Raw genomic sequence first — 13,892 nt, forward strand, 5'->3', positions numbered from 1 at the left:
CAATCAGCAGGCGCCAGCGGTGTCGACCGCAGCACGCCGGGTGGGAGGGAGCACCTCGCGATAGACCGAGCGGTAATTGGCTGCGCTGCGCGCCCAGGTTCGCTCATTCTCGACGAAAGCTCGTCCCGCCTGGCGTATGCATTCCCATTGGTCGCGACTGGCCAGCATGCGGCTGACAGCCGCCGCCAGGGCCCCTGCATCGCCTGCTCTGAATAGAGCCCCGGTCTCGCCGTCGCGGATCAGTTCGCGATGACCGCCAACGTCCGAAGCGACTAGGAGCTTGCCTTGGGCCATGGCTTCCAGGGGTTTGAGCGGCGTTACCAGATCGGTCAGGCGCATGGACTTTCTGGGGTAACAAAGGAGATCGATCTGTCCGTAGTAACGTTGTACTTCGGCATGGGGAACACGCCCGGTAAACACGACTCGGTCGTCCAGCCCAAGATCATTCACCTGTTTTCGCAGAGCGGACTCTTGGGGGCCGCCGCCAACCAGCAGAACCTTGAGATCCGGATGTTTGGGGAGTAGTTGCTTGGTAGCATCAAGCAGTAGATCGAGCCCTTCGTAACCATAAAACGAACCTGCAAAGCCGAGCACGATGCAGCCGTCGAGGCCGAGGGCGGTGCGAAGCTTCGGTTCGGCAGCTGGCCCGTAGCCAAAAGAGTCGACATCGACGGCATTGGGAATGACGGTTACCTTGCTTGGTGGAATCCCGCCACGGGATAGGATGTCGTTACGCAGGCCTTCGCAAATGGTGGTGATGGCATCGGCCCTGCGTAGCGCCCAAGTTTCGAGCGAGCGGGAAATCCTGTAGCGCAGGCTGCCTTCAATCGTCGTGCCATGGTCGACCGCGGCGTCTTCCCACGAGGCGCGCATTTCATAAACCACAGGCAGGCCCAGCTTGCGCCCGGCGCGAATGGCGGGAATGGCATTGAGTACTGGCGAATGCGGGTGAATGATGTCTGGACGCAGGTGTTTGACGAGATCTTCGATGCGCTTCTGGGTCGCGGCCATCTGGCCGAAATAACCGCGGAAACCCGTCATTTTTCGATCGGTCTGGGTGCGGTGAAACAACCAGCCATCAACCTCTTCCCGATCGGCTGCCGCGGTGCCCTGCTTGGGCGTGGTCAGGTGCAGGGTCTCCCAACCCATGCGTCGCTGCTCTGTGAGCAGAGCGAGCGAGCGGAAGGCGTAGCCGCTGTGCAGGGGAATTGAATGGTCGAGAATATGCAGAATCCGCAACGAGTCAGCCTTTTTTTGCGAATGCTGTTGATCGAAGGTCATGCCGCCAGGCTCCCCCGGTCAAGTACGGCATTGTCACCGGCATTGCGAAGGAAAGCCTCGAACATCAGTAGGGTCCAGATTGGGGCGCTGTAATCGCGGCTGCCATTGTTGTGATCATTGACTAGCTGCTGCAGATAGTTGCGGTTGAACCAGCCGGTATCGGCCAGCCGGGGGCCGAGGATTGCTTCCTGGACGCGCTGTTTGAGCGGGCCGCGGAACCAGCGGGCGAGTGGTACCGAGAACCCCATTTTCGGGCGGTAGAGCACGTCCGTCGGGAGGTAAGGTTCCATTGCCTTCTTGAGCAGATATTTTCCTTCCTGGCCGCGAATTTTTTGCGATGAACGCAGGGTGGCAAGCCATTCGACCAGCTCGTGGTCCATCAATGGCTCGCGAACTTCCAGCGAGTGCGCCATGCTGGCCCGGTCAACCTTGGTGTTGATGTCGCCGATCAGGTAAGTCTTGAGATCGAGGTACTGGATCAATGCCAGCGGATCGTCAGTGCCGGCTTTTGCAGCATGGCCATTGAATATTTCGCTGGCGTCGTAGCCGCCAAGGGCGGATTTCAATTGGTCGCTGAACAACTGGTTGCGCATGGGGGCGCGCAGGATGGACACGGAATGAAAGTAGGCTTCGACAGAAGTCCGCGCCATGCCTTCGAAGGTGGTCTTCGCCCTGAAAATGCGTGGTGCCCAGTCCGCTTTCGGGTACAGCTTGCCCAGGGTACCAAACACTGGCCGGCGAAGGGCCAAGGGCAGGGCCGAGCGCATCTTCTCTTCCATCAGATGCAAGCGGTAGCGGCGGTAGCCGCCGAAACTTTCATCGCCGCCATCGCCGGAGAGGGCGACGGTAACGTGCTTGCGGGCGAGCTGACAGACGCGATAGGTGGGGATGGCGGAGCTGTCGGCGTAGGGTTCGTCGTAGAGCTTTGCCAGTGTATCGATGAGGTCGAAATCGTCGCTTTCGACCACATCCAGGTAATGGTTGGTCTGGTAGCGGTCGGCCACCATTTTGGCGAATTCGGATTCGTTGAAGGCCGGGTCGGAGAAGCCGATCGAGCAGGTGTTAACCGCCTTGTTTGAAAGGCCGGCCATCATTGCGACCACGGCGCTCGAGTCGACGCCGCCGGAGAGGAAGGCGCCAAGCGGGACTTCGGAGATCATCCGCAGGCGGATTGATTCTTCGAGCCGATGGCTGAGTTCGGCCTGGGCGTCGGCGTCGCTGATCGGGTTGTCGAGGGTGAAGCGGACATCCCAGTATTCGCGGGGTTCGCCAAGCGGCTGGCCGCGGCGGAGCAGCAGGGTGCTGGCGGGTGGCAACTTTTTGGCCTGCTTGAAGATGGAGCGTGGTTCGGCGACGTAGCCGAGGGCGAAGTATTCTTCGACGGCGCAGGGGGCGATCTCGCGCTTCAGGCCGCCATGGGCGAGCAGGGACTTGAGTTCGGAGCCGAACAGGAAGTGGCCGTCGTCGAGCAGGGCGTAGAACAGCGGCTTGACGCCCAGGCGGTCGCGGGCCAGGAACAGGGTTTCGCGGTTGCGGTCCCAGAGTGCAAAGGCAAACATGCCGCGGAAGCGGTCGACGCAGCTTTCACCCCAGGCTTCCCAGGCATGCACGATGACTTCGGTATCGCTGCGGGTGTGAAAGGTGTGTCCGAGTGCCTGTAGTTCCGGGATCAGTTCCTGATAATTGTAGATTTCGCCGTTGAAAACGACGCAGACGCTCTGGTCTTCGTTGTAGAGCGGTTGCTGGCCGGTCGACAGGTCGATGATCGAGAGCCGGCGGTGGCCGAGCCCGACGCCGGGTTCGACATGGGTGCCGCCTTCGTCCGGGCCGCGATGGAGCTGCGATTCGTTCATGCGGTGGAGTACCGCACGGTCGATCTCGCGCTTGCCTCGGGTGTCAAAAATGCCGGTAATGCCGCACATGGGAGTGTCCTGTCAATGCCTGGGGTTTGCACCGGTGCGGCGCAAGAGCTTGTCGTAGGTGCCCTGGTAGGCTGCCACCATGGCGTTCATGCTGAATTTTTGTTCGATTATCTGGCGTCCGGCTTGGCCCATCGCTTTGACCAGGGCCGGGGCATTGGCCAGGCGGACAATTTCCTTGGCCATGGCCTCGGGATCGGCGGCGGGAACGATTTCACCGCTTTTTCCGGCGACCACGAGATCGGCGTTGCCGCCGACGGCGGTGGCAATCACCGGCAGTCCGCAGGCCATGGCTTCGAGGATAGTGTTGGAGATACCTTCGGCCAGCGAGGGCAGGACGAAGCAGTCTAGTCCCCGCATGATTTCGGGAATGTCGCCGCGCTCGCCGGGAAGCCAGGCCAGTTTGGCAACGCCGGCCTCGTCGAGCAATTTCTGGCATTCGGCCCGCAAGGGGCCGCCGCCGACCATGACCAGGCGCAGGCATTCCTTAAGCGACGGGTCAATCTCGAGCGCGCGGATGAAGGCGCGGGCTAGGGTGGGCTGATCCTTGACGGTTTGCATGCGCCCGACCGTGCCAATCAGCCAGTGGCCGGGGCGTGCAAACGGGCAACCGGCAGCTGTCTGCTCGGCCGAACCGGGATGAAAGCGCACGGAGTCGACACCGTTATAGACCTGGAGCACCTTGTTTTGGGGAACGCGAATTATACCGGTCAGATATTGGGCAAGATCGCGCGAGAGGGCGAGGTAATAACTCACGAACGGGCGGTAGAAGCGCCGGACGCGCTGATAGGTGACGTTGGATCCATCGAGGTCGCCGACATCCCGGCCATGTTCGCCATGAATGCGGGCCGGGACGCCGGCTGCCCAGGCCGGCAGCTGAACCTCGAGCGCCGCCAGGTTCCGGCTATGGACGATGGCCGGGCGCAACTGGCGAAAGAGGCGATAGAGCTTCGGGAATAGCCAGATTCCGTGACCGGGGGCCTTGTTCAGGGAAATGAACTGGACGTCGTCGCGCAGGATGCGTTTGCGGAAGTCGGTGACTTCGGTTAGGGCAATGACGGCGTGCCGATAGTGCTCGGCCGGCATGTGGTTGATCAGGTTGACGACGCCGTTTTCCAGACCGCCTGTGTCGAAGCGGTACATCACGTGGGCAACGAGCGGGCGCGGGTCCTTGGTCATCGGGCTTGGCGGGTGGCGTCGAGCAACTGGTTGATCGGGGCAATGGCCTGAGCGGCGAAATCGGGAAGCGTATCGGCGGCCGAGTCGAGGGGGGCGTAAAGCATGATCACCGCCGAGTCATCGCCGTGGCCGGACAAGCGTGAGAGTGCAGTATGGAATTTGGCTTCGAAATCGGATGAAGTCAGCTTGCCGTTGATCCAGTACCACTGCCAGACCACGAGGCGGGATTCTGGACTGGTGTCTTTGCCCAACAGTTCAGCAGTCTGGATGCGCGCAGGGAGACCATTCAGATTGGTTGCGGCAAGCTTCCTGGCGACTACCGACCAGACTTTGTCATTGCTCACCGCCAAGGTGTTTGTGGAGGTAACCAGCTTGCGTTGGTAGTCCTGGTTCCGGTAATAGCTGATGTAGAGGCCGACCGGTTTTCCCTGCCGGACGACGGCAATCTGGAGTTCGTCGGACGGGTTGGCATAGGCTGGTTTCCAGCTGGCGAACTGCTGGGTCTCCTCCCATTCGACCGGCAGTTTCAGTTGTTGCAGGCTAGGTGGCGCCGCCTGATCGGACTTGTTGATGGCGAAATAGCCGAGTGGGCCGACGATGGCCAGAAAAGCAATGACCAAGGTGGTCAGCCAGATATTTCGGACTGGGAGCGCTGGTTCGGCGGACGGGGTATCTGGCGTGCTGGCCTGTTCTGAGGGCTCTTCGCTCCAGCGGGCGCCGATCATGAACATGATCATGATGACCAGGCCGAAGAACAGCCAGCCGTAGAGAAGGTGATCGACCCCGACCGCCAGCTTGTTGCCCGACAGATGGCCGAGCATGACGATCATGTAGGCACGCAGCCAGTTGGCGATGACCGGGACGATGATCGCTACGGCAATGAAAATGAGGCGTCGCCGTAGCGAAACATAATTGAGATAGGCGAATAGGGTGCCGACGGTGACCGATGCGATGATGTAGCGGATACCGCTGCAGGCTTCGACAACCGACCAGTTGCCGGAGGAAATGACGAATTGCAGTCCTTCCTGATAGACCGGGATACCGGTGGCACGCAAGGCAAGGACGGTGAACGCGGCGGTCCAATCCATCAGTTTCGGCAGCATGAAATCGCCGATCGGGACTGAGAAAAAAAGGAAGGCTAGCGGGAAGGCGATGCGCTTGCTGACTTGTATGCCAAGCAGCGCCATGATGGCCAAGACGAGTGTTGCGATCAGGGCGAACTGGGTGAGGGCATTGACTGCGGTCAACTCACCGAGCAGCCAGAAAAAGGTGGTAATGACGACCGGGGCGGCGAGTAGGAACGAGGCGCGTGGTTGTTCGGCCAGTACTTGGGTGCGCTGACGCCAGATCAGCCAGAGTGAGATTGGTGGCACCACGAAGGCATGGGCGTAAGTCTCGGAGCGCAACCAGATGGTTACCATCGCGCTGGCTGTCTCCCAGTACCAAAAAAGAATCCAGCCGATCAAGGCCAGTAACAGCGGGAGCGCTTGCCGCCATGCTGTCGACAGTGAAGGCGTCTGTTGGGTCATCTTGGCTGAGCCGGGTGGGCGGGAAGGTAGCGGTCGATGCCGCTCATGTGTGCTTGCCAGCTGTAGTTGGCAATGACGCGGGCCCGGGCGGCCTGGCCAATGGCGGCGGCGGTCGACGGATCGGCCAATTGGCGATCGATGGCCGCGATGAATTCGTCGGGAGTCGTTGCCGTGAGTAGTTCGGTCTCGTTGTCCGCATCGACCGATGCGGCGCAGTCCGTCGTCGCAATGACCGGACGTTCCATGGCCATTGCTTCGAGAACAGTGTTCTGGAGGCCGGGGACAATGCGTAACGGTGCAACGACGACAGTGGCATACTGGAGATAGGGGCGAACGTCGGAGATGGTGCCGGTCAAAACGACATGATCGCCGGCCAATGCCAGGACTTCCGGCATCGGGCTGTGGCCGACGACATAGAAACGCAGTTGTGGCCGACGCTGGAGCAGGCCGGGCAGGACTTCACCAACAAACCAGGTAACGGCTTCAACATTCGGCCAGTAGTCCATGGCGCCGGTGAAGACAACTGGCACTTCCTCGGTTGCGTAAGGCGAAACGCGCTCGGGGTCGGGTGAGAAAAAATCGGCATCGACGCCATTGCTCATGGCTTCAACCCGGACGCTGCATTCGGGGGCCAACTGGGCAAAACGCTCCACTGCGGCGTCCGTGGCGAAGAAGGAACGAGACGCCTGGGCGGCCATCTGGCGCTCATAGGCGAGGAGGGTTTCACCTTCGCGCCGATGGAGCCATGATATCGGCCAGCGATACTTGGGCGCGTATTGGGTCCATTTTGCCGAATCGACATCGATAAAATCGATGAGCACGGGCATGCGTTGCTTGTCTTGGATGTACTGCGCCATTGCCGAGCTGAAGACCACGGCAGCATCGATTTTTTGATTGCGGCAGGTCGTATTGACCCAGTTCTGAAGGGATGCATCCCGGTAGTAGCGCAGGGTTAGCGGGTCCCCTGCGAGCAGGCCGTTCAGGCTGCGGATCTTGGCGCGGCGCGGGTCGAGTCGGGCGACATGGAGATCGGCACACATGCCGCGCAAGGTGGCGATGTGAATCTCGTCTTCCGGATCGTCGATGAAGGTGCCGAGAAAGACGCGGTGGTACTTGGTCAGGTGTTTGAGCAGATTGTACGAACGCACCTTGTCGCCCTTGTTGGGCGGGTAGGGCAGGCGATGGACGAGGTAGAGGATGTTGGCCATGGCGGCTCAGCCCAGGTTGCGGACGATGTGCGGCCCCAGCCAGTTGGCCAGGCCGATCGGCATGCGCCGCCAGGCTTCGATGAAGAGCTTGTATTTGGCGTTGTTCGGGTTGTTCTGGGGAATGGAGTCGCGCTTGTAGAGGCAGTATTCGTAATGCAGTGGCTGCGGCTCGAAACCCCAGTTTTTCTTGAAGGCGTAGGGGCCGGTGCCCACCTTGCTGCGTCCGTAATCGAAAAGCTTGATGCCCCGTTCGCAGCTGCGGCGCATCAGCTCCCAGTATTTGAAGTCGTTGGCAGCGAGGTGGCGGGCACTTTCGTCGTCGCCAGCGTAGTAGGGGAGGACTTCGTCGCGGAAGTAGAAAGAGAGCACACTGCTTAGCAACTGGCCGTCGGCTGTCGTTATGGTTAGCACTTCGCAGTCCTTGCCGAATACCCGGAGCAGGGTGTCGAAATAGCGCTTGGGCATGGCCGGCGTGCCATGGCGATGGACGTTGTCGGCGAAGAGCTTGAAGAAACGGTCCGCGTTGGGGTCGAGCGTGCTGATCAACTCGTTCTTGATGCCCTTGCGGACCATGGCGCGCTGCTTGCGCGGGATGGCCAGCATATTGGCCTCGACCTCGGGCTGGATTTCCTTGCGGAAGGTAACGTACAGATCCTGCGTCGGCCATTCGGCATGGCGCGGATTGATGTTACGGAATTCGAGATGATCGACGCCCAGTCTTTGTGCCCGTTTTTGCGCTTCGCCTTCCAGCAGCTGAGCGGCTTCCTCGCTGCTCGCAGCGACCCCTCCGTAAACGGCGAAGGGCAGGGCAACCAGAGCGTTGCCGAAAAGCAGGCTATTGACGTGCGCCAGGGGGAGTACGCCCTGGATTTCGCCGGCCTTCTCCGCATAGAGAAAATAGGTCGGATGACGGAAGACGTCCTGGATGATGCCCTGCCAGTCGGCGCGGTGAAAGAAGGTGGCCTGCTTGCTGGCGAAAACGAATTCGTCCCAGCGTTTTGCGCTTCCGGCATCGGAAGTGTCCAGCTGCTTGATGATCATGGGGCTCAGATCTGGTCGAGGAAGAGCTCGTCCATCCGGCCCCAGGCGAAATCGGCCAGCAGACGATGGAGACGATGCTCCATGCGGTGGATATTGACGTAATGGCGAAAACGGGTTTTGGCGCCGATGCCCGGGATGCGCGGTTGTCCTGGGTCGATTTCCCAGGGATGGAAATAGAAAACCGCGGAAAGCTGATCGACCGTATTGACGCGCCGGATCATCCAGCGCGAGATGCCGTAGGGCATCAGGCGAAAATAGCCGCCGCCGCTGGCCGGCCAGTTGCGGTTGAAAAGGCGCAGGGTGGTGACCGGGATTTCGAGAAGCTTGCCGATCCGGTGCGCGTGGCGCGGGGCATCGGGCATGCCGTAGTGGTCGTGGCGGATGGGATAAATACTCGAACTGTAGTGATAGCCGGCACGCTCCAGGCATTCAAAGGCCCAGAGATTCTTTTCGCCGATCGAAAAGCTGGGCGCGCGATAACCTTTGACTTCGCAGCCGGCAAGGTCTTCCAGAATCAGTTTGGCGACCTGAACGTCGGAGAAGAATCCCTCGGGAGTTTGGTCGCTGGCCCGTTCATGGCCGTAGCCATGGCTGGCGACTTCATGTCCATTGGCGGCGATCCGCCGGATGACCTCCGGGTAACGCTCGGCGACCCAGCCCAATGTGAAGAAGGTGGCTTTGGTCCCGTGCTCGTCGAGCATGGCCAGAATGCAGTCGACATTACGTTCGATGCGGCACTCGCGGATCGGCCAATCGCTGCGCGGGATATGTGGAGCAAACGCCGAAACCTGAAAATAGTCTTCGACATCGATGGTGAGCGCATTGATCGGCGGCTGGGCTGGCATCGGTGCGGTGTCGGTCAGCCGTTCGATCCGGCGTGGCGCGCCAATAGCCAGCTGGCCATATCTTCGGCAATACGCTCGGCAGTGCGGCCATCCCAGAGTTCGGGTAAGCGACCGCTCTTGCCTTTTCCTGCCAGAATTTCTACCGCGTGGTGGCGAATGGCCGCGACGTCGCGCCCGACCATGGTGTTGGTGCCTTGCTCGACCGTGATCGGGCGTTCGGTATTTTCGCGCATGGTCAGGCAGGGTACGCCGAGGGCAGTGGTTTCTTCCTGCAATCCCCCTGAGTCGGTCAGTACGATGCGGGCTCCGGCCATCAGGCCAAGCATTTCGAGATAGCCCTGGGGCGGCAACATGATCATGCGCGGCGTGTCGATCAGATGCGACAGGCCGAAGCGCTCGATATTGCCTTTGGTGCGCGGGTGGAGGGCAAAGATCAAAGGAATGGAGTCGGAAATTTCCCGCAAGACGCCGAGCAGGGAGGTCAGGACATTAGCCTGATCGACGTTGGATGGGCGGTGCATAGTGACTACACCGTAACCGGCTGCACCACAAATCAGGGCGGGATTTCCGCCGCCGTTACCAATGCTTTCAGCCGGCGATCGGGCAAATTCACGATTATGGAGTAGTGAGTCGATCATCACGTTTCCGACGAAACGTACTCGCTCGGTGGCGATCCCCTCGCGGGCCAGATTGTCGGCTGCGCTACGCTCGGTGGTGTACAGCAGATCTGCTATCTGGTCAGTGAGGACGCGATTGATTTCCTCCGGCATGGCACGATCATAACTGCGTAAGCCCGCCTCCACATGCACAACGGGGATGCCTTTTTTGACGGCGACCAGCGTACAGGCCAGCGTCGAATTAACGTCTCCAACTACCAGCACGCAAGATGGCTTCTTCTCGTCGAGTACGGGCTCAAACCGGCGCATGACTTCGGCTGTCTGCACGGCATGCGAGCCGGAGCCGACTTCAAGGTTGATGTCCGGGTGGGGCAGGCGCAGATCCTCGAACAACTTGTCGTTCATGTCCCGATCATAGTGCTGGCCGGTATGGAGAAGAATGCTCGGAATGGCCGGTCGATATGCGGCAAAGGCACGCAGGATGGGGGCCATCTTCATGAAATTGGGGCGGGCGCCGACAACGCAAATGACGGGGCCGAGCTCGTTGGGCCAACTTTCAAGCATCTGCTTTATCTCTTTCCTGGGGCATTGCAGCGAGTTGGGTGCCGTTGCTGACTAATTGTTGGAGGAGCGTCAGCGTGGCACCATTTATTTTTTCGAGTTGTAGCAGGCTGCGTTCCAACCGTGCCAGTCGTTCCCCAAATTGCTGGACGTTGAGGCTGGCGAGCAGGGTGGCCGGGTCACCGGTGAAGGTGCCATCGGCAGCAACGCCTGCTGCGTTCAGCTGCGCGTAAGGGGAGTGGGCAGGGGCGCTGGCATATGACATGCCGACTTGCGTCGTGCTGCCCATCGTTTCTTCGTGGATCTCGCGGGCAACCTCCTCGACGTCTGGCTCGTCGAATTCCTTTTTACCGCTCAGATAACCAAATAGCATCAGGCGGTCGCACACCGAATTGATACGGCGGGGAATGCCGCTGCTGGCCTTGAAAATGGCTTCGTGAGCTGCCGGAAGTATGGTTGGGACACCGGTCGAGCCGGCGCATTTCAGACGGTGCTCGATGTAGGCACGCGTTTCTTCGACGTCGAGAGGTCCGATATGGCAGGCCGCGATGACGCGCTGCCGGAACTGCATCATGTGCGGGCTTTGCAGAATTTGCCGGAATTCGGGTTGGCCAATCAAAAAGCTCTGGAGCAGCGCGTGGTTGCCGAACTGGAAATTGGAGAGCATGCGAAGCTCTTCGACAGCCCGGGCCGTCAGGTTTTGTGCCTCGTCAACGATGAGCAGGCAACGCTTGCCCTTGCTTGTGGCGCTGATCAGGAAGGCTTCCAGTGACATAAGGATGTCAGCCTTGGAAATATCCTTGGTACGAAGCCCAAACGCTGCACCGACCAGCCGCAGGGTGTCGTCGGCGTCGAGCTGCGTGCTGACCAGATGAGCGGCGACGACTTTATCCTGGTCAAGGCTGTCCAGCATGCCCCTGACTATGGTTGTCTTGCCGGCACCGACTTCACCGGTAATGACAATGAATCCTTCATTCTGGTGCATGCCGTATTCCAGATAGGCGGCAGCACGGCGATGCTGTTTGCTTCCGAAATAGAAGGAGGGGTCTGGGTTTAGCTGGAAGGGCTTGTTGGTCAAGCCATAAAATGCTTCGTACATGCGGTCAGTAAATATAGGAAAGCGTCCCGACGAGGGCGTTTTCCGTGTAAGGATTTGTGGCGTTATCGAATTCGGATCGTCGGGCGCTCAATGAACCAGTGGTTTTTACCCCAAGTTTGGTCGAGAGTCTGACCTGAAGCATGGTCATTGTCGCTTTGACTGTTGTGGCGCCGCTACCAGTGCTTTCCTGGCGCGAGGCAAGGAAACTCAGGCTGGAAAGTTCACTTAGCTGATGGGAAACGTTCAGGCTGAAGCCTCGTTGTTGAATGACGTTGTTTTGTGCAAAGTCGTCGTTGAGTGCTGCGGCCGCTAGTATCGATTGATTTTCGTTGCGATTGATCAAGAAAGTGATTGTGTTGCGTACTCCGGTGAGGACCAGTGCGAGTTGCTGGCGCCGTTGCACAGTAGCGCGAGAGGTCAGGAAATTGCTGGTGGTCTGTTGGTTAGGATTTAACTGCAACTTGGCAAGAACCAATTCGACAGCTTTCGCGACGGCAATCTCTTTTGCGTCTGGGGGCATACTGGCGAAAGGCTCGGTATTTTCCAGTAGCTGGAACCACTGGTCGTAGACAGTTCCAGTGCCGACAGAGGAAAACTGGTTAGGAAGGACCGAAACATCACGTGTGTCGGTGAATCGGATACTGCTCCTTGGAAAACGGTGGCTGAAACTTATATTGTGACCATCACCGAAGAAGCGATTTTCCTTGAAAGCTGAAAACCGCGTGCGTTCGGTGGGGGTCCAGTCAAAGCCATAGCCATGAGTGTTATGGGACTCTTGCTCGAGCGAAGCGTAATTATTGGATTCCCTGCCAGCACTTAACGAAACACGGAACTGGGGAAGCACCGTGTAGGTACCGATGGCTCGCAAAGTATCGGCTTCGGTTTTTCGGCCGCTGCTGTATTCAGTGGTTTGTTGATTGCCATCGATTGTCCAGCGCAGATTTTGGAACGGTGTACTACCTCTCAACTGCCCGATCCATTGCGAGAGATCTACATTGGAAAGATTTGCAACATCGGATCGCGTGGTCGAGCGATTATAGCGAAGCGAATAATCCACCATTCCACCCAACTGCCCCCGAATGTTAGGTGAAAGACGGTAGGAAGCGGTTTCCGTACTGTTGTTATTGATGGCCCCGCTACCCGATGACTGCGTACCGAAGGCCGAGATGGCTTGTTGGGCGATGATCCCGCTAAAATCCAAGTATAGCCAGTTGTCGACCGCTTCAAGTGTACCAAAAGTGTTGAGTGAGTTTTGCGTCCGGCTGTAATCAGTCTGTGTGTAAAACTGACCACGCAGAGCGTAGTCAAAATAGCTTTTCAGTCGGGCAGTTCTGGACTCAATACGGATGCCGGGCGCCAATTCGGTGATCAGATCACTCTGTTTACCCTGGGCAGAGCGGTTGATGCTGACATTGTCGGTCAATGTTTCAGTTAATGTAACTCTCGGTTTGATCGTCCATGTTCGTTGAAAGGTTGAGGCCTGGTCGTCGGTATTCTGTTCTGAAAATGTCGATTGAGATGAACTTGCCGACGACATTGGTGATGTTGTATTGGGAACCGCGCCGGGAAGGTTCTGCTGGGCGAGGGCTAGTGGACTCAGGCAAAACAGCAAGGCTCCTGAAACTGGCCTGAGCAGTGGCGCCTTAGTTTTCATTTCCGTATCCGTATCCGTAGCCATAGCCATAGCCGTAGCCGTAGCCATCGGTCGAGGCTTGCCTGGCCTGATTGAGGACCATCATCTTGACCGGGCATGCCTCGATGGCATCAACGGCCTGCTTGACGGCTGCCTGGGCCGTATTTTCTGCGTGGACGACGATGACTATTTGCCCCATATGAGTGGCCAACGCACGGGATTCGGTCGTCAGCAGTAATGGCGGTGAGTCAAAGATGATGATGCGATCACTGTAACGGCTGGCCATGTCATCAAGGAGGCGAACCATGGCATCGCTTGCAAGGAGTTCTGTGGCACGCGGGTGCTGGGTTCCGCTGGGCAGGATGGAGAGCTTCTCGATGTTGGTGCGCAACAATACGCCGGAAATGTCTACCGAATTTTTGTCGACAACGTCGAGCAGGCCTGGCGCAGGTGGTAGCCCAAGCATGTTGAGAACAGAAGGGCGGGCGACATCGGCATCGACAAGCATCACTGTGTTATCGAGTTCCATGGCGATACTGATAGCCAAATTGATTGCGGTAAAACTTTTTCCCTCTCCGGGAAGGGCGCTGGTCACCATGATCAGATTGCCATTCTGAATTGGTGCGATCCCTTTGCCCATGGCATTGGCGATCAGAGGGCGCTTGATGACGCGATATTCGTCAGCCAGTTGACTGCGAGATATCTGGGGAACCAAAAGTCCAGACGCGGAGATCGCCTCGAGATTCAGCTCGACTCGCCTACTAGGCACCGAGGGGGATTTAGTCGGTGCTGGTTCTATTTTGGCGACGGTTTGATCCACTGTTGGCGCTATTTGGGCTTTGGCTGCATACGGATCAGGTACCGTTTCAGCCGCTTTTGCTTCGGATGCGAGCGAGCGAGGTGCATTATCTTCTGGCAGATCGACGCCGGCCTGGCGAAGTTGCTCAAGGCGCTTGGCTGCTTGTTCAATCAGACTCATC

General features: G+C 58.7%; 11 protein-coding genes. All 11 read right to left on the reverse strand.

Annotated elements, in window-relative coordinates; genetic code table 11:
* Nucleotides 1-3: 3 nt before the first annotated feature.
* On the reverse strand, nt 4-1,239 hold the full coding sequence (locus tag NQE15_RS12340; protein ID WP_265950266.1) for a TIGR04063 family PEP-CTERM/XrtA system glycosyltransferase: 1,236 nt from the start codon (nt 1,237-1,239) through the stop codon (nt 4-6).
* Between the two features lie 38 nt (nt 1,240-1,277).
* The gene (locus tag NQE15_RS12345; protein WP_265941716.1) at nt 1,278-3,203 is read right to left on the reverse strand and encodes an XrtA/PEP-CTERM system amidotransferase; all 1,926 of its coding nucleotides are present in this window, start codon (nt 3,201-3,203) and stop codon (nt 1,278-1,280) included.
* 12 nt (nt 3,204-3,215) lie between these two features.
* Entirely contained in the window at nt 3,216-4,379 is a 1,164-nt protein-coding gene (locus NQE15_RS12350) for a TIGR03088 family PEP-CTERM/XrtA system glycosyltransferase (RefSeq protein ID WP_265941717.1), read from the reverse strand.
* Nucleotides 4,376-5,800: an exosortase A gene (gene xrtA / locus NQE15_RS12355; RefSeq protein ID WP_416336459.1), complete on the reverse strand. Its 1,425-nt coding sequence runs from the start codon at nt 5,798-5,800 to the stop codon at nt 4,376-4,378. The genes NQE15_RS12350 and xrtA overlap by 4 nt, the downstream gene beginning before the upstream one ends.
* Nucleotides 5,801-5,904: 104 nt before the next feature.
* Nucleotides 5,905-7,116 (reverse strand): TIGR03087 family PEP-CTERM/XrtA system glycosyltransferase, encoded by a 1,212-nt coding sequence (locus tag NQE15_RS12360; protein WP_265941719.1) that lies wholly within the window; start codon nt 7,114-7,116, stop codon nt 5,905-5,907.
* A 6-nt stretch (nt 7,117-7,122) separates the two neighbouring features.
* Nucleotides 7,123-8,157, reverse strand: coding sequence for a FemAB family XrtA/PEP-CTERM system-associated protein (locus tag NQE15_RS12365; RefSeq protein ID WP_265941720.1), 1,035 nt, complete (start codon nt 8,155-8,157; stop codon nt 7,123-7,125).
* A 5-nt stretch (nt 8,158-8,162) separates the two neighbouring features.
* On the reverse strand, nt 8,163-9,002 hold the full coding sequence (locus NQE15_RS12370) for an XrtA system polysaccharide deacetylase (RefSeq protein ID WP_265941721.1): 840 nt from the start codon (nt 9,000-9,002) through the stop codon (nt 8,163-8,165).
* 14 nt (nt 9,003-9,016) lie between these two features.
* Nucleotides 9,017-10,183, reverse strand: a complete 1,167-nt coding sequence (gene wecB / locus NQE15_RS12375; RefSeq protein WP_265941722.1) for a non-hydrolyzing UDP-N-acetylglucosamine 2-epimerase — start codon at nt 10,181-10,183, stop codon at nt 9,017-9,019.
* A complete protein-coding gene (locus NQE15_RS12380; RefSeq protein ID WP_416336460.1) occupies nt 10,176-11,258 on the reverse strand; it encodes an XrtA/PEP-CTERM system-associated ATPase in 1,083 nt (360 codons plus the stop codon). The genes wecB and NQE15_RS12380 overlap by 8 nt, the downstream gene beginning before the upstream one ends.
* Nucleotides 11,259-11,283: 25 nt before the next feature.
* Nucleotides 11,284-12,933 (reverse strand): TIGR03016 family PEP-CTERM system-associated outer membrane protein, encoded by a 1,650-nt coding sequence (locus NQE15_RS12385; RefSeq protein WP_265941724.1) that lies wholly within the window; start codon nt 12,931-12,933, stop codon nt 11,284-11,286.
* Nucleotides 12,923-13,891, reverse strand: coding sequence for an XrtA-associated tyrosine autokinase (locus NQE15_RS12390; protein WP_265941725.1), 969 nt, complete (start codon nt 13,889-13,891; stop codon nt 12,923-12,925). The genes NQE15_RS12385 and NQE15_RS12390 overlap by 11 nt, the downstream gene beginning before the upstream one ends.
* Nucleotide 13,892: the final 1 nt, after the last annotated feature.

The sequence above is a fragment of the Dechloromonas sp. A34 genome (assembly GCF_026261605.1).
Lineage (GTDB): Bacteria > Pseudomonadota > Gammaproteobacteria > Burkholderiales > Rhodocyclaceae > Azonexus.